Consider the following 16186-nt stretch of genomic DNA (forward strand, 5'->3'; position numbering starts at 1 on the left):
GCATCCGCCTCCCGCAGAATCGTGACCATCTGCTCTTCGGTAAATCGGGTCTTCTTCATGGCTCCCTCGTGGTCCGAGGGGCCATTCTCTCAGGCTTCAGGTGGTCCGAAAAAGACCGGGCAGGTCAAGGTGGCCCGAGGGTACCAGGTTCCATGTTCAAGTTGGTACTCAAGAGGCCGAAGCACCTCCGGCGGAATATGATGGCGGTTCTTGGCGACAAACTCGGGAAGGTACTTGTTGCTGCATGACGCAGCAAGCCAAATCTCGCGATTCAGAGTTGAAACCTCGGCGAGGCGCGTCGCCTCCGCTGATGTCAGTTCCGCGGGGTGAGGCAGTAGTTGCTGGAAGAGGGCCTCGGCCCCACGCCAGCTTCGCGCATCCGCGAGCGCGTCGATCATTGTCGCAATTAGCACCCGCGGAAACCGAGCGACCAGTGGACGACGAAAGATCTCTGGGTCGATTGGGTCAGACAGCAAGTGTCCCTGGAAGACGGCGATGAATCCGTACGGCCTAGTCTGATCTAGACACACGGGAGGATTAACACGTTGGGCCGCGCGACAGCAAACCCAACTTCCCGAGAGGCCCAATCAGAACTCTTGAATGCTTCGCTCAGCAACGGCACGAAGATCTCCGTAGCTGCGAGTTCGACAAGAATCGTGTCACGCCACTCTTGCGATACGCGAATATCGTCGTGAGCCATGAAGGCATCGACTCCAAGACCGGTGAGCACCTTCTTGACCTCGGCCGCTTTGTGACGATCGTGCGTTGAGTAGCTGACGAACCCGCGAATACGCATTCCCATCGGCGCCTAACCGTCTTCGGTTTTGATCTTCATGCTGAGGCCTAACGGACAGCGCTCACCCGCGGCCGCTTCGTTTCACGGGTGCAGCGCTTGTTAGGCCGACGCGCTGCCCCAGCCGACGAGCGCCCAGTCGGCTCAGATCAAGCATCATGTGTGACGAGTCACGCCATAGCGAAATGGTACTGGAACGGTTACTCCAGCTGACGGGGACATGTACGATGCGCAGACCGAGTTCATAAGCACGAGCGACGATCTCGACTTCGTATGCGAGACCAGCGACCATAAGGCTAGCAAAGAGCTGTCGTGCCGCCGTTGCACGATAGGCTTTCACACCACATTGAGGATCAGCTTCTGGGGGTATACCGACAACACTCGAGGCCAATCGACGGAAAGCGGCGCTTGCATACCGGCGTGACAACGGAACGGCTGATGATTCAACCTGGGGTCCCTGTCTGCTACCAGCGGCTACGTCGTGGTCGACTAGTGAGTCAACCAGCCGGTCTAAGTCGGCCCACGATACAGGCAGATCCGCATCGCAGACCAGAATGGCCGAACCACGGCTAGCCAACACACCCGCTTGGACACATCGGCCCTTTAGAGCTGGCACGATGTGCACTACCCTCGCTGGTTCAAGCGATTGCCTCGGGAGCAGCTCGCCGCTCGCGATAACTTCTACCGGCAAGTTCCTCCCAGCAGCCCACGAGTAGAGGGCCGAAATAGCGCTCGCGGCTCGCTGGTCGCGCCAGACGGGTATAACGACGGACAGTGTCATGGTCCAGTAGATCCGACGTCCGCCGCCAGCGCTCTCAGGGAGTCGCCCCCGTCCCCGAAGTTTCCGGCCTCTGCTTGCCGGAGCTTACGGTGCAACACAATCATCATGCCCACATCAACGGCGATGACCAGCAGAAGCGCGCCAAACAACAGATAGTCCACGCCGAGATATGCCACATATTTCACACTCGTCCCATCGGCGGGTCGGAGCCATCCCATCCAGACCCCAACTAAGAGCAGGGCGCCAGAGAACGTCACGCCAATCGGCCCCTGCAGGAAGAGAAGCGCCGAGATGTGCAGGAGTGTCGCGCGGTGTTTCGCGATCCATGACTCCCACTGCATCGGAGGCGCGCTCGACTCGGCCCTCAGACGAAAGTAGGGCTCGATATATTCGCGTATGTAGGTTCCAACTCGTATGTACTTCCACAACTCCGAGGCGTAAACAGTCGTCATCGCCAGTGACTGAATACTCAGCAGCAACGCGACAGCCGGGACTACTAGAGGTGGCATGGGCCCGTTGGCAGCGACGGCGGCCGCACCAGCGAGCGTAAGACCGAATCCCGTCACTCCGGCCCAGACCGCATTCGACAGCAACTGTGCGCTGCGGTCACTTTCCGCTCGCAGGGCCTCGTACTCGGCCAAACGTGCGTGATCCACTGATTCCGTGATCTTGTTGGCCATCGCAGTGTCTAACTCCATGTCCGGTGTCGGCATAACGTTTTGCGCTCACCCGCCGGCGCTCACCGATAACGCGCGCCGGTCGGGTGCAGCGCGGCATTGGGCAGCTCTATCGAAATTGGCTGAACGTCTTCAGCAGTTTCATCGTCGAGTCGTAGTCCAGGCGGTCGCCCTCGTAGTCGCACCTGTAGAGACCTTGCAGGTTAGACGGCAGGGCAACGCCCTTCTCGACGAGCAGGATCACCTTGCGACCGTACAGAGCCATCGCGGCACCAACCTCGATGAGGACATTGTCGTTGATCTTTGTGTGTTCGTTACCGTCACGGTCGAGGTACTTGCCCTCAGCACCAACATGGAGGACACCGGCTCCGCATGAGCGCATGTCCTCGAAGACCTTTTCGGGCACCGGTATGGCCGTCGCTTCTCGCTCCACGGACACAACGGGCTCAAAGTTGCCAAAGGCCAGTAGTTCCTTAATTTGAATGGCGATTGCCTTTTGCTTGCCATGGGAGATGAACACACGGTTGGCCTTGGCATCGAAAGCCGGGGACACTAGGGCCGGGGCCACAAGCACGGGCGGCGCAGGATTGCCCTCTGATGCCACCACGAAGCCGTTGGCGCCTTGGTCTACCGCCGCGTCATCCACATCCGGGTCAGGCAGCGCTGGGGTAGCCGTAGGCGCAGGCACACCAGGGGAGTCGAGGTTAATAAATGGACCAGTCGGCGTTTCGCGAATGATGCCGGCATATCGGCCATTCGTTTTGACAATATCGAGAGCCGCCTCAACCCGCTCCGGAGGCACTCCCAATGACTTTAGGACGTTCCCGGCAATCACGTCAGTCGGGAACTTGGCCCGGCGGTAGCGCTCGAAAAACTCCCGTGCAATCCGCGGCTTCAGAATGGCCTGACGTCTTGCGGCGAGGTCCTCGCCTTCCTCTTCTGGCGCGACGAGCCGACGCCCGAGCGCGGACAGGCCAATCGAGCCTGCATTAACACCGCCTTCGGTCAAGCCATAGGCAATCGAGCTACCGGTCAAGGTTCTCCACGCACTGCTCGTGGGACTAATCCCGATCGCCAGTGCTACATCGGGCGGCGATCCGCTCTTTCCCGCGAAGTTGTCGACAAGGGCCGACGCAATCTTCTGGGCCTGCTGGAGGCTGTTCTGTGGAAAGTCAGCCTGTTTGAAGTAGACACCTTTCTCTTCGGCCTTCTTGTCGGCCTTGCGCTCACGCTGCTTGGTGTCTTTCTTCGCCATAAATCACCTCAGTCTGCCCAACTTCAAATGGGTGTCTCGCGCCAATTACTGGTCAGACGCCGGTTGCGCCGACGCCTGCACTTGGGAATACGCCCCGCTCGCGCGGATTATTGCCGTCATTCGAGCCGGCCACAAGTCATTCTGCCAAAACGATTCGCCTCACTTGAACGACACCTGAACCGGGAATTGGCGCCGGCGCCACAACCCCGGGGAATCGGGGATGCGACGGCTCCTGTCTCAGCCAGTACGCCCGAACTGCGCGCGCAACTGCGAAAGTCAAGAGGCGCCGCTTCAGGCCGACCGCCAGGCGGGACTCGCGGCGTGCCGGACGGGAAGGTGTCAGATTCTTCGTGGTGCGATCGCGGTCGACGCAGCAGATTCTGCGTGGTCAACACCCTGCATCGTCGAGTTCAGGCCCAAACCCGAGCGGCACATAGTTACAGCTCTCACTGGCATGTCCAATGACGATGGTAGGATTCCAGAATGGAGGGGAGGGACGCGATGTCAGACGCGGTTCGGTCGACAGCCAAGCTCACCTACGACGATCTGGTCGCGATGTTTCCGGAGGACGACGGAGTCCACCGGGAGCTTATCGACGGGGAGATCGTCGTGACGCCCTCGCCGGCCAACCGGCATCAGACACTCTCGTTGCGACTGACGCTGGCGCTCGGGAACCATCTGGAGGCGCACACTGAACAAGGCACCTTGTTCGTCGCGCGATTCGATGTCGTGATGACGCCCTACGATGTCGTGGAACCCGACCTGCTCGTCGTGCTTGGCGACCAGCAGGACATCCTCACGGACAAGAACGTTCAAGGCGCGCCGGGGCTGGTCATCGAGATCCTCTCGCCCGGCACGCGCCAGCGTGACCTGACGCACAAGCGGCGGCTCTTCGATCGCGAAGGCGTTCGTGAATATTGGATCGTGGATCCCGACCGCAACAACGTGGCGGCCTGTCGGCGGGCCAACGATGGATCGTTTCCGTTGGCGACCACCCTCGAGGCCAGAAACGGCGAGACGCTGACGACGCCGCTGCTGCCGGGTTGGGAGCTGCCGCTCGAACGGCTCTTCCGGCCGTAGTCCGCGACGCCTCGGCCTACGCCGGCTTCTTCGCCTTCTTCGCTGCAGTCTTCTTTTTCGCCGGCGCCTTCGCCGCCTTGCGACCACGCGCGGGCTTCTTCTTCTTCCCCATGCCCTCGCGCGCCGCCAGCAACTCCACCGCCGACGCCATCGTCACCGCTTCGACCTGCGTACCCTTCGGCACGGAGGCATTGGTGGTGCCGTCGCTCACATACGGCCCATAGCGACCATCGAGGATGCGCACGTTCTCGCCGCTGGCCGGGTGCTTGCCGAGCGCCTTCAGTTCCTTGGGCTCGGACCGCTGGCGGCGGCCCGACTTCTTCGGCTGCGCGAGCAACTCCTTCGCGCGCTCCAGCGTGATCGAATAGACGTCGTCGGTATCTTCGAGCGACCGGAACTCAGTGCCCTGCTTCACGTACGGACCGAACCGGCCGACGTTCGAGAGGATCGCCTCGCCGTCTTCGCCGAGGCCCAGCTCGCGCGGTAGCGACAACAGCTTCAGCGACACATCGAGCGTGATCGTCTCTTCGGTGTGATCGCGGCCAAGCGAGGCGCGCCGCGGCTTGACGTCGCGGTCTTCCGGCGTCTCGCCGAGCTGCACGTAGGCGCCGAAGCGGCCGTGCATGATGTAGACGTGCAGGCCGCTCACGGGATCGACGCCGAGCGACTTGGGCCCCTGCGCCTTGGCCTTGAGCAGCGCGATGGCCTTCTCGAGCGTCAGATCGGCCGGCGCCAGATCTTCCGGCAACGACGCGCGCGGGCCGCCGTCGGCCTGCGATCCGAGCTGCAGGAAGGGGCCGTAGCGCCCGATGCGGACGCGCACCGGCAGGTCGCTTTCGGGATCCTTGCCGAGCTCGATGATCGGGTATTCGATCGCCTGGCCCTTGTCTTCAACCAGGTGCTCGAGACCGGGATGCTTGCCGTCGCCGCGGTAGAACTCGGCGAGGAAGACCAGCCAGTCTTTTTCGCCGTTGGAGATCTTGTCGAGGATCTCTTCCATTTCGGCGGTGAACGCGAGGTCGACGTAGTCGCCGAAGTGGTTGCGGAGCAGGCGGGTGACGGCGAACGCGGTGAAGCTGGGCACCAGCGCCTTGCCCTGGTGCGAGATGTAGCCGCGGCGCTGGATGGTGGCCACCGTCGGCGCGTAGGTCGAGGGACGGCCAATGCCTTCTTCTTCGAGCTTCTTGACCAGCGACGCCTCGGTGTAGCGCGCCGGCGGCGAGGTCTGGTGGCCCTTGGCGTCGAGGCCGAGGAGGATCAGATCCTGATCCATCTTGTCGGGCGACCACACCTGATCGCCGACCGAGAGCTTCGGCAGTACGGTGTCCTGTTCGAGCAGCTCGGCCGACGGATCGTCGGAGCCCTCGACGTAGGCGCGGAGGTAACCCGCGAACTCAATGGCCTTGCCGCTCGCGTTGAACGTAGCCGGCGTGCCGTCGCTCGCCTCGCCGGTGATCTCGACCGAGGTGCGCAGCAGCTTGGCGTCGGCCATCTGCGACGCGACCGCGCGCTTCCAGATCAAGTCATAGATGCGCATCTCGTCGCTCTCGAGAATGCGCTCGAGCGACGCCGGCGTGCGGCGGAAGTCGGTGGGACGGATCGCTTCGTGGGCTTCCTGCGCGTTGCGCACCTTGGTCTGGTACTGCCGCGGGCCCTTGTGATAGTCGGCGCCGTACAGTTCCACCACCGCGTGCTGCGCTTCGACCAGCGCCTTGTTGCTGAGCGTGGTCGAGTCGGTCCGGTGATACGAAATCAAGCCTTCAAGATCGCCGCCGCCGAGATCCATGCCCTGGAACAGCCGCTGCGCGATCTGCATGGTGCGCTCGGACGAGAACCCGAGCTTGCGGTTGGCTTCCTGCTGCAGCGTCGAGGTGGTGAACGGCGGCGACGGCCGCTGCGTGTAGGGCTTCTCTTCGACGCTGGTCACCGACCACGGCAGCCGGCGCATCAGCGTTTCGCGCAGGCCCTGGGCGTCGGTCTCGTTCAGCAGCTTGACGGTGCTCGACTCGAGCACGCCCTTGCTGTCGAAGTCCTTGCCGGTGGCGACGCGCTGGCCGCCGACTTTGGCCAGCGTGGCGGGGAACGCGATCGATCCGCCGCGCAGCCGGGCCTCGAGATCCCAGTAGCTCGCGGTGCGGAACGCGATGCGTTCCTCTTCGCGCTCGACGATGACGCGGACGGCGACCGACTGCACGCGCCCCGCGCTGAGGCCGGTCTGCACCTTCTTCCACAGCACCGGCGACAGCGTGTAGCCGTAGAGGCGGTCGAGAATGCGGCGGCTCTCTTGCGCGCGCACCAGGTTCTCGTCCACGTCGTGCCGTTCGGCGAGCGCCGCATTCACCGCTTCTTCCGTGATCTCGTGGAAGACGATGCGGCGGACCGGCACCTTGGGCTTGAGCAGCTCCTTCAAGTGCCAGCTGATCGACTCCCCTTCGCGGTCAGGGTCGGTCGCGAGAATCAGTTCCGAGGCGTCCTTCATCGCGGCCTTGAGCGCCGTGACGTTCTTCCGCTTGTCGGGGGGCACCACGTAGTAGGGCGTGAAGTTACCGTCGGTATCCACACCAAGCCGGCCCCACGACTTGCCCTTGATCTCCGCGGGCACCTCGGCGGCCGACTCCGGCAGATCCCGAATGTGGCCGTAGCTGGCCTCCACCCGGTATTTCTTTCCGAGGAAACGAGCAAGGGTCCGGGCTTTGGCCGGGGATTCAACAATAACTAGCGGTATCGGCATCGACTTTTCGGATTCAGGAAAGGCCTAACGTTAGCACGGCCGAATTTTCGGGAGAATTCTGTGTCATCTGCGTCATCTGCGGCCCTGGGTCATCTGCGTTCGAATGAACCGGCCCGATCCAATTCGCCGAATCTCTCCGGTCAGCTCCCATTCGAGCAGCCTGGCCAGCGCGTCACCGGCCGGAACTTTCAGCTCCGCGGCAATGTCATCTACCGTGAATTCAACGGTTTCCGGGGTTTCACGCGCCGCGCCCCGCCCGCTGCCGATCCCGAGTTCCTGCAGGATATCGACCGCAGACTCCACGAGCTTTGCCCCATCCCTCAACAAGGCGTGGGCGCCGCGATTGCGCCCGCCGGCCGTCAATCCAGGCATGGCCATTACGTCCCGGCCCTGGTCGGCGGCGTGTCGCGCCGTGATCAAGGACCCGCTTTTCTCCGCCGCCTCGACCACGAGCACCGCGCGCGAGAGCCCGCTGATGATGCGATTGCGACGCGGGAAGTGGAAGACCTCGGGCGGTGCGCCCGGTGGGAACTCGGTCATCAACAGGCCGTGGCTCGCGATCCGCTCGAACAGCTCTTCGTTCTCGGAGGGATACACGCGGTCGATGCCCGTGCCCAGCACGGCTATGGTGGTGCCGCCGGCGTCGAGGGCGCCGGTGTGGGCGGCCGAGTCGACGCCGCGCGCGAGTCCACTCGCAATCACGATGCCGGCGCGAGCCAGATCCCCGGCGATGGATTCAGCCGCGGCCACGCCCTCGCGCGACGCGGCGCGCGCGCCGACGATGGCTACCACAGTCTTGTCACAAATAGACACGTCACCGCGCACCCAGAGAATGTCGGGCGGATCGGGAATTTCGGCGAGCAACGGCGGGTAACGAGACGAGCCGCGCCTGATGGAATCCATGCGGAATTCCTCGGCTGACAGCCCCTGACCTGATGACGACGATACCGTCGTCGGGCACCAACGGCAATGCCTGATTGTTCGCTTGCCCCCCTTGGGGTTGGTCGCTATAGTGCGGAGTAGGAACCATGTCTGTCCGCCCTCTGGTTTTAGCGTTGTTCGTGGTCGTGGCGTCGGCTCCACACGCGTGGGCCGAGCAGCGAGGTCCGGCCAAGGAACAGGTTGAATTCGGCATCCAGGTGGCGCAGCGCGGTCTGTGGAAAGAGGCGATCTACCGCTGGGAACGCGCCGCCCAGCTCGATCCAACCTACGCCGCAGCGTTCAACAACCTCGCCGTGGCCTACGAGCACGAGGGTCAGTTGGCGAAGGCGCGAGAGGCGTACGAGAAGGCCCTCGCGATCGAACCCAACAATGCGCTCGTCCGGCAGAACTACGACCTGTTCAAGGAAATCAATGACCGCGCGGCTCAGAAAGACGGCCGACAGCTTTAGGCGCACGGCCGGAGGCCGGGCAAAGGCAACGCTGTGCCTGGCGCTCGTGGCTGCTCTCGGGGCGTGCACCAGCTATACCGAGATCCCGATTGAGACGCCGATCCAGCCCAAGCTGGACGTGTCGGCGTTCCAGCGCGTCTTCATCGCCGGCTTTATTGCCGGCGCCAACGAAGACGTAGACGCCAACATGGAGACGGTGCGCCTGCTGCGGAGCCAGTTGCGTAACAAGGGCATCATGCGGGTGATCGACGCCGACACCCTGCCCCTCCTCGAAGTGGCGCGGCAGAGCGGCGACCCCTCGGCCACGCCGCCGGTTCCGGATCAGCAGGCCGTCGCGCCGGCGCAGGAGCCGGACCCGAACAAGCCGCCGGTGTTCAACGAGGAGAAAGACCTCGAGCCCTACCAGCACATTTTCGCGAACGTCGCCTACTGGAAGCGCATCGGCGAGGAATTCCAGCAGCCGCTGATCGTGACCGGCGCGATCCTGTTCGCGCCGCAGCAGCGCTCGGGCTTCGTCCAGCGCGAGCAGGAAGTCTACGACTCGTTCGGCCGCCGCCAGGTGGTGCCGGTCCGCACTTACATGGAGCGCAAGGGCTTCGTGCTGCGCCCGACGTTCATCTTCATCGACGGCCGCACCGGCGAAACGCTGCACACCGAGACGTTCCGGGAAGAGATTCTCTATAACGCCAGCCAGCAAACCCCGGCCCTTTCGTCGTATTTCGAGCTCATGGATCGGCTCCTGCCGGCCTTCCTTAACACATTGAGCGCACAGAAGATAAAGGGAACCAGGACCCTCCTGAAGTAGGCCAGAAATGGTCCGGCTAAAGCCGGACACTACATCAATGTGGCGTCCGGCTTTAGCCGGACCAGCCCTCCGCCTTTAGGCGGACCGACCCCCTGTGGTATCCTTTGTAGTTCCTGTGGCGCGGAAATTCAGTTCCGCTGTCCAAATCGGAGAGTTGACCGTGTTTGCAATCATTCAGGCCTCAGGCCGCCAGTTCCGCGTCGAGACCGGCGCCATTATCGCCATCGATGGACACAACGCCGGTGAAGCCGGCGGCGAAGTGTCGTTCGACCAGGTCCTCCTCGTCAGCAACGACGCGGGCGACGTCACCGCCGGCACGCCCTTCGTGGCCGGCGCCAAGGTATTGGGCGTCATCGGCGAGCTCGACAAGACCAAGAAGATCCGCGTGTTCAAGAAGAAGCGGCGCAAGCAGTATCGTCGGACCAAGGGCCACCGGAGCCTGCTGACGCGCGTCCGCATCACCGACATTCAGGTGTAAGCGCAATGGCTACAAAAAAAGGTCAGGGATCGTCTCGTAACGGCCGCGACAGCAACTCGCAGCGGCTCGGCGTCAAGCGCTTCGAAGGCAACCTCGTCAGCGGCGGGTCCATCCTCGTCCGCCAGCGCGGGCGCAAGTACCAGCCCGGGCTGAACGTCGGCCTCGGCAAGGACGACACGCTCTTCGCGAAGGTCACCGGCAAGGTGAAGTTCGAGGATCACGGCCAGCGCGGGCGGTTCATCTCGGTTCATCCGGTCGAGTAACTAGTAAGTGTTCGTCGACGAAGTCGACATCCACATCAAGGCAGGCGACGGAGGCGCAGGTTCCCTGAGCTTCCGTCGCGAGAAGTTCGTCCCCCGGGGCGGACCTGATGGCGGCAACGGCGGCGAAGGCGGCTCGGTCTTCATCGTCGCCGACCCGCACCGCAACACGCTCGTCCACTTCCGTTTCAATCCCGACTACAAGGCCCAACGCGGCGGCAATGGCGCCGGCGCGCTCCGTACCGGCCGCGGCGGACGCGACCTCGAAATCCCGGTGCCGGTCGGCACGCTGGTCTACAAGAAGGATCCGGACACCGGCGAGCTGACGCAGGCCGCGGACCTGACGGTGCTGGGCCAGCGCGTGCTGCTCGCCAAGGGCGGACGCGGCGGGCTCGGCAACGCCCACTTCGCCACCTCCACCAATCGCGCCCCGCGCAAGGTGCAGCCGGGCGAGCCGGGTGAGGTGTTCGATCTTCAACTCAAGCTGAAGCTGCTGGCCGACGTCGGCCTGGTGGGCTACCCCAACGCCGGCAAGTCCACGTTGATCTCGGTGATCTCCGCGGCCAAACCGAAGATCGCGGACTACCCCTTCACGACGCTGACGCCGAACCTGGGCGTGGTGGCGCTCAGCGACGACCGCAGCTTCGTGGTCGCCGACGTGCCCGGCCTGATCGAGGGCGCGCACTCGGGTCACGGGCTGGGCCACCAGTTCCTGCGGCACATCGAGCGCACCAAGGTGATCATCCACCTCGTCGATGTCTCCGGCGCGTCGGGCCGCGACCCGGTTGAAGACTTCGACACGATCCGTCGCGAGCTGGAGTTGTACAACCCGGAACTCCTCAAGAAGCCGCACCTCGTCGCCGCCAACAAGATCGACGCGGTGGACGACCCCAAGCGCATCACCGCGCTCGAGAAGCGCGCGAAGAAGCTGAAGCTGAAGTTCTTCCAGATCTCCGCCGTGACCGGCGAGGGCGTGAAGCCGCTCATCGAGGCGGCGTGGCCGATCATCGCCAAGGCCCGCGAGCTCGAAGCGAAGGAAATCGCGGTCGCGGCGGAAGAGGATGACGAGCGAGAGGTTCCGGCGGATTACAACCCGGCCCTGATGCCGCCGCTCCGCAGCGGCACGCCCAAGAAGCGATGACGCTCGGCGTCCTCGGCGGCACCTTCGATCCCATCCACAACGGTCACCTCGCGGCGGGCCTGCGGGCCCAGGCGGCCCTGCGGCTCGACCGCGTGCTGGTCGTGCCGTCACGCATCCCGCCGCATCGGTCGATGACGGTCGGCACGCCACCCGCCGATCGGCTGGCCATGGCGAGGCTGGTGGCCGCTGACCATCCAGGCTGGACCGCGTCTGATGTCGAGTTGAAGCGTGACGGCCCGTCGTACACCTTCGACACGCTGACGGAGCTCCGCGCCGCGTCGACATCTCAGTTTTTCTTCATTATCGGGGCCGATGCGTTCGCGGAAATTGCCACGTGGTCGCGCTACCCGGCCGTGCTGGACCTGGCCCACTTCGCCGTCGTCGCGCGGCCCGGAATCACGCTACACTCACTGCAAGCGCGTGTCCCCGACCTTGCCGACCGCATGACGACACCGGACCTGTTCAAGCCCTACGCCCCGGGCCTCGAGCCAGACCAGAAAACCCGCGTCATTTTGATAGAAACCGCGACACCGGACGTGTCGTCCACCGAGATTCGCCGGCGCGTGCGCGCCGGTGAGAGCATTCACGGTCTCGTGCCCGAGGCCATCGCGTCGTACATTGCGACCCATCGTCTGTATGTAGAGGCGGGCCTTTAGGCCCGCCTGCATTGCTGGAAAGCACCTTGCATGGCCAAAACGACAAGCCCACGGAAACCCCGAACGACCCGCCTTCGCCCCGACTCCGCCAAGGCTTCGTCGGGCTCCGGCGAGGCAGGCACGAAGGCGGCCTCGCCGCGTTTGCCCAAAGCCATCCAGGCGGTGGTTGAGGCGGCGCAAGCCCGGAAGGCCACCGGCGTGGTGGTGCTCGACCTGAAGAAGGCGGGCGCCTTCACGGATTACTTCGTGATCTGTTCGGGCGCCAATCCGCGGCAGGTGCAGGCCATTGCCGACTCGGTGGAAGAAGCGCTCAAGGCGCAGAAGCAGCGTCCCTCGCTGGTGGAAGGCTACGCCCGCGCGGAGTGGGTGCTGCTCGACTACTTCGACTTCGTGGTCCACGTGTTCTCGAAACACGCGCGGGATTTTTACGCCCTCGACCGCCTCTGGGGCAGCGCCGTCCGCCACGAAATCCCCGACGAAGACTAATACCGGGGGGCGGGCATGACCCTGCGCGCCCTCGCCAATTCCCTTCTCTCTTCTCTATTCGAACCGCCCTGCGCGGCCTGCGCGCAGGTGCTGGCGCAGCCGCTCGACGGCGCGGTCTGCGAGCGCTGCTGGGCGTCCATTTGCCTGGGCACCGGCTTGCACGAGCGCTACCGGGACCACGCGGTCGATTGGGCGTGCGCGGTCGATCACTATGACGGGCGCCTGCGCGACATCATCCACGCGTTGAAGTACGAGCGCCGGCGCTCGATTGCGAGACCACTGGGTGGATTGATGCGGGAACGCGGAGCGGCGTTGCTGCAAGGGGCGGAGCTGGTGGTGCCGGTTCCGCTGCATCCCCGCCGCCAGCGCGCGCGCGGCTTCAACCAGGCCGACGACCTGGCCCGCCAGCTCGGCCTGCCGGTCGTCCCGCTGCTGCGGCGCGTGCGGTTCACCACTTCACAGATTGAGTTACCGGCGGATGCGCGTCACCAGAACGTGCGTAACGCGTTCGCCCTGACGGAGGGTCCGGCTAACCGCCTTCGCCAAGGCTTCCACCTTCGCCGCGGCTACGGTGGACAGGTCGGCGCTCAAGAAGCCGGACGCTACATGGGCACGGTGGTCGTGCTGGTGGACGACGTCTCGACGACGGGGGCGACGCTGGAGGCGTGCGCCCGGGTGTTGAAAACCGCGGGTGTAAAGGAAGTGCGGGCGCTTACAGCAGCCCGAGTCGTGACCGGACGGCGGTGAGCACGTCGGCCGACACCGCGTCTTTGTCGCGGGCGCCGTCGAGGTGCACCCAACCCGGGTCACTGCCGGCCTGGTGGATGTAGCTCTCGCGCACCCGGCCCAGCAGCGGCAGGTCACGCTCGAACTTGTCGCGCGCCACCTGCTTGCGGTTGAGCGACGCCGCCGGCGGGATGTCGAGCAACAGCGTCAACGCCGGCTGGGGCAGGCGCTGCTGGATGCTGGCCACCCAGGCGGCATCGACGCCCTGTGCCTCGCCGTAGGCGATGCTCGAGGCGAGGTAGCGATCGCACACCACCATGCGCCCTTCGTCGAGCCACTGCGTGATGCGGGGCCGGAACTCGAAGCGGTTGGCGATGTAGAGCAGCTGCAGCGTGTCGGGTTCGTAGTGGCGCACGCCCTGGAGCGCGTGGCCGATCTCGGTGCCGATGGCCGTGGTGTATTCCGGGAAGGTCAGGAACTCGGCGAGATGTCCGGCGGCACGAAAGGCCGCCAGCAACCGCTCGGCCTGGGTTTGCTTGCCGCTTTGATCCAGCCCTTCGAAGGCGATCAAGTGCCCCTTCGGCTTGGGGCTTGGGGCGTGGCGCTTGAGTGTCATTCGGTCTCGAGGGCGAGCAGCTCGTCGAGCGTCTGGCGCCGGCGGATCACCCGCCACTCACCGTGCTCCACCATCACTTCTGGCGACAGCGGCCGGCGCAGGTAGGTGTGGGCCATCACCGCGCCGTAGGCGCCGACGTCGCGCACGGCCAGCAGGTCGTCCACTTCCACGGGCGCCAGCATGCGGTCGCGCGCGTAGGCGTCGGTGCTCTCGCAGATCGGACCGACCACGTCCACGGGCCCGGGTTCGCCGCCGCGGGGCGTGACCGGCTCGATGCGGTGAAACGCGCCATAGAGGGCCGGGCGCATCAGCTCGGTCATGCCGGCGTCGACGACGACGAAGCGCTTGGCGCCGGGGAATTGCTTCACGTCCACCACCCGCGTGAGCAGCACGCCGGCCGGGCCCACCAGCACGCGGCCGGGTTCGATCGCGATCTTGAGGCCGCTGCCCCTGGTCGCCGTCACCAGGGCGCGCACGTAGTCGGCCGGAGCGACGACCGGGCCGCCGTCATACGAAATCCCGAGCCCGCCGCCCATGTCGAGATGCTGCAGGTCAATGCCTTCGGCGCGCAGCGAATGCGCGAGCGCCACCACGGCCTCGGCGGCACGGCTCAACGGATCGAGCGTGGTGATCTGGGATCCGATGTGCACGTGGGCGCCGACCGGGATCAAGCCCTTGCGGCTGGCCATCTCGCGGAACAGCGCCGGGGCTTCGTCGATCGGCACGCCGAACTTGTTCGACTTCAGGCCGGTGGAAATGTGCGGGTGGCTCTTCGCGTCGATGTCGGGGTTCACGCGCAGGGCGACCCGCGCCACCGTGCCCTGTGCCACCGCGCGCTGATCGATACGATCGAGTTCGCCGGGTGATTCGACGTTGATGGCCAGCAGGCCGAGCGACACCGCGCGGTCGATCTCCGCCGCGCTCTTGCCGACGCCCGTGAAGATGATCTGGTCGGGGCGAAACCCGCACCGCATTGCCACGTCCACCTCCCCGAGCGAATTCGCATCGGCTTGCGCGCCAAGCGCGTGGAGCAGGCGGACGATGGCCAGCGCCGAGTTCGCCTTCAGCGCATAGTGAATGGCGTGCGGATAGCCGTCGAAGGCGGTGTCCAGCGTCGCGTAGGCGGCGCGAATCATGTCCGCGTCGTAGACGTAGCAGGGCGTCCCGGCAGCAGCGGCGATGTCCTGGAGCCGTCTGGTCGATGCCTCCGCCGTCGCGCTACGCGCTTTGGCGGATAGGTCGGTAGAAGTGGAAATCGCGGGGGAGGCCACTTCCCTGATTCTATCGCGTCAGCGGGGCAATCCGGCCGTGACGGAATGGTATGATTCCGGGTCGGGGACGGCTCGTCCTCGGCCTTCTGACACATGCCTGATCCCTCGCCGGCTCCAACTGATGCCATCGACGCGCTGATCGCGCGCTGCCTGGGCGGTGACCAGACGGCCTGGGAAGAGATCGTGCGCCAGCACCGGCGCAAGGTCTTCAACATCGCCTACAAGTTCACCGGCCGGCACGACGAAGCGGAAGACCTGACGCAGGACGTCTTTCTCAAGATCTTCAAGTCGCTGCACACCTTCGACCGCCGCGCCAACTTCCAGACCTGGCTGGTGAGCGTGAGCCGCAACCTGTGCATCGACCACTACCGCAGCGTCCGCAAGGAGCGCGAGACCATCGATCGCGACGTCGACGCCGGCGAGCTGACGCCGGCGGCGCCGGGGCAGAACGCCTACCAGGCGCTCGAGCAGGCCGACCGCGTCGAGCTGCTGCGCAAGGCGATGGCGGAACTGCCGCCGTCGCTGCGCGAGGCGGTGGTCAAACGCGACATCCAGGAATTCTCGTATCAGGAAATCGCCGACCAGCTCAACCTGCCGGAGGGCACCGTGAAATCGCGCATCAACCGCGGCCGCACGGAACTGGCTCGCCAGGTGCAACGCATTCGAGAAGAAGACGAAGGGGTAACCGGATGAATCTCACGACCGACCGTGCTCAAGGCGTCGCCATTGTCCGCATCGGCGAGACGCGACTGATGTATCCGCTGCTGGCCGACTTTTCCGGCGCGGTCATGTCGCTGCTCACCGCCGGCGACAAGAAGGTGATGATCGACCTGTCGAAGGTCACCTACGTCGACTCGGCGACCATCGGCTGCCTGATGGACCTCTACCGCCAGACCTCGGCGGCCGGCGGCGAGCTGCGCCTCGCCGGCGTCAACAAGCGCGTCGAGACCATGCTCACCATGACCGGCGCGCACAACTTCCTCAAGATGTTCCCGGACGAGGCGGCTGCGCTTCAGAGCTTCGGGAGCTAGGCCGCAGA

19 protein-coding genes are annotated in these 16186 nt (G+C 64.7%); 11 read left to right on the top strand and 8 right to left on the bottom strand.

Features of this window, described 5'->3' with window-relative positions; genetic code table 11:
- Positions 1 to 89: 89 nt before the first annotated feature.
- From WC815_07090 to WC815_07105, 4 genes are all read right to left on the bottom strand, one after another.
- Positions 90 to 398 carry a hypothetical protein gene (locus tag WC815_07090; protein ID MFA5908522.1) on the bottom strand — a complete coding sequence of 103 codons (309 nt, stop codon included), beginning with the start codon at positions 396 to 398 and terminating at the stop codon, positions 90 to 92.
- Positions 399 to 520: 122 nt separating this feature from the next.
- On the bottom strand, positions 521 to 796 hold the full coding sequence (locus WC815_07095; GenBank protein MFA5908523.1) for a toll/interleukin-1 receptor domain-containing protein: 276 nt from the start codon (positions 794 to 796) through the stop codon (positions 521 to 523).
- A gap of 774 nt (positions 797 to 1570) precedes the next feature.
- Positions 1571 to 2254 carry a hypothetical protein gene (locus tag WC815_07100; protein ID MFA5908524.1) on the bottom strand — a complete coding sequence of 228 codons (684 nt, stop codon included), beginning with the start codon at positions 2252 to 2254 and terminating at the stop codon, positions 1571 to 1573.
- 106 nt (positions 2255 to 2360) lie between these two features.
- Complete coding sequence (locus WC815_07105; GenBank protein MFA5908525.1) at positions 2361 to 3506, bottom strand: TIR domain-containing protein; 1146 nt, start codon at positions 3504 to 3506, stop codon at positions 2361 to 2363.
- Between the two features lie 501 nt (positions 3507 to 4007).
- Between WC815_07105 and WC815_07110 the strand changes: the two genes are divergently transcribed.
- Positions 4008 to 4586 carry a Uma2 family endonuclease gene (locus WC815_07110; protein ID MFA5908526.1) on the top strand — a complete coding sequence of 193 codons (579 nt, stop codon included), beginning with the start codon at positions 4008 to 4010 and terminating at the stop codon, positions 4584 to 4586.
- Positions 4587 to 4602: 16 nt separating this feature from the next.
- On the opposite strand, the gene topA is transcribed toward WC815_07110, so the two are convergent.
- Both topA and dprA read right to left on the bottom strand, forming a co-directional pair.
- Complete coding sequence (topA, locus tag WC815_07115) at positions 4603 to 7317, bottom strand: type I DNA topoisomerase (protein ID MFA5908527.1); 2715 nt, start codon at positions 7315 to 7317, stop codon at positions 4603 to 4605.
- A 72-nt stretch (positions 7318 to 7389) separates the two neighbouring features.
- Complete coding sequence (gene dprA, locus WC815_07120) at positions 7390 to 8220, bottom strand: DNA-processing protein DprA (GenBank protein ID MFA5908528.1); 831 nt, start codon at positions 8218 to 8220, stop codon at positions 7390 to 7392.
- A 125-nt stretch (positions 8221 to 8345) separates the two neighbouring features.
- Between dprA and WC815_07125 the strand changes: the two genes are divergently transcribed.
- From WC815_07125 to WC815_07160, 8 genes are all read left to right on the top strand, one after another.
- The gene (locus WC815_07125; GenBank protein ID MFA5908529.1) at positions 8346 to 8708 is read left to right on the top strand and encodes a tetratricopeptide repeat protein; all 363 of its coding nucleotides are present in this window, start codon (positions 8346 to 8348) and stop codon (positions 8706 to 8708) included.
- 46 nt (positions 8709 to 8754) lie between these two features.
- A complete protein-coding gene (locus WC815_07130; protein MFA5908530.1) occupies positions 8755 to 9513 on the top strand; it encodes a hypothetical protein in 759 nt (252 codons plus the stop codon).
- A gap of 160 nt (positions 9514 to 9673) precedes the next feature.
- Positions 9674 to 9991: a 50S ribosomal protein L21 gene (gene rplU / locus WC815_07135; GenBank protein MFA5908531.1), complete on the top strand. Its 318-nt coding sequence runs from the start codon at positions 9674 to 9676 to the stop codon at positions 9989 to 9991.
- 5 nt (positions 9992 to 9996) lie between these two features.
- Positions 9997 to 10254: a 50S ribosomal protein L27 gene (rpmA, locus tag WC815_07140; GenBank protein ID MFA5908532.1), complete on the top strand. Its 258-nt coding sequence runs from the start codon at positions 9997 to 9999 to the stop codon at positions 10252 to 10254.
- 7 nt (positions 10255 to 10261) lie between these two features.
- Positions 10262 to 11392: a GTPase ObgE gene (obgE, locus tag WC815_07145; GenBank protein MFA5908533.1), complete on the top strand. Its 1131-nt coding sequence runs from the start codon at positions 10262 to 10264 to the stop codon at positions 11390 to 11392.
- Positions 11389 to 12048 (top strand): nicotinate-nucleotide adenylyltransferase, encoded by a 660-nt coding sequence (gene nadD / locus WC815_07150; GenBank protein ID MFA5908534.1) that lies wholly within the window; start codon positions 11389 to 11391, stop codon positions 12046 to 12048. Before obgE ends, nadD begins: the two co-directional genes overlap by 4 nt.
- A gap of 141 nt (positions 12049 to 12189) precedes the next feature.
- Positions 12190 to 12534 (top strand): ribosome silencing factor, encoded by a 345-nt coding sequence (gene rsfS, locus WC815_07155; GenBank protein ID MFA5908535.1) that lies wholly within the window; start codon positions 12190 to 12192, stop codon positions 12532 to 12534.
- 15 nt (positions 12535 to 12549) lie between these two features.
- A complete protein-coding gene (locus WC815_07160) occupies positions 12550 to 13281 on the top strand; it encodes a ComF family protein (protein MFA5908536.1) in 732 nt (243 codons plus the stop codon).
- Here the strand turns inward: WC815_07160 and tmk are convergent.
- Positions 13247 to 13876 (bottom strand): dTMP kinase, encoded by a 630-nt coding sequence (tmk, locus tag WC815_07165; protein ID MFA5908537.1) that lies wholly within the window; start codon positions 13874 to 13876, stop codon positions 13247 to 13249. The two genes, WC815_07160 and tmk, sit on opposite strands and share 35 nt — an antisense overlap.
- Positions 13873 to 15147, bottom strand: a complete 1275-nt coding sequence (gene lysA, locus WC815_07170; protein ID MFA5908538.1) for a diaminopimelate decarboxylase — start codon at positions 15145 to 15147, stop codon at positions 13873 to 13875. The genes tmk and lysA overlap by 4 nt, the downstream gene beginning before the upstream one ends.
- Before the next feature lie 93 nt (positions 15148 to 15240).
- Here lysA and WC815_07175 point away from each other — a divergent pair, with 93 nt between their 5' ends.
- Both WC815_07175 and WC815_07180 read left to right on the top strand, forming a co-directional pair.
- Positions 15241 to 15840, top strand: a complete 600-nt coding sequence (locus WC815_07175; protein MFA5908539.1) for an RNA polymerase sigma factor — start codon at positions 15241 to 15243, stop codon at positions 15838 to 15840.
- Positions 15837 to 16178 (top strand): STAS domain-containing protein, encoded by a 342-nt coding sequence (locus WC815_07180; protein ID MFA5908540.1) that lies wholly within the window; start codon positions 15837 to 15839, stop codon positions 16176 to 16178. The genes WC815_07175 and WC815_07180 overlap by 4 nt, the downstream gene beginning before the upstream one ends.
- Positions 16179 to 16186: the final 8 nt, after the last annotated feature.

It is taken from the genome of Vicinamibacterales bacterium (assembly GCA_041659285.1).
Taxonomy (GTDB): Bacteria; Acidobacteriota; Vicinamibacteria; order Vicinamibacterales; family UBA2999; genus 12-FULL-67-14b.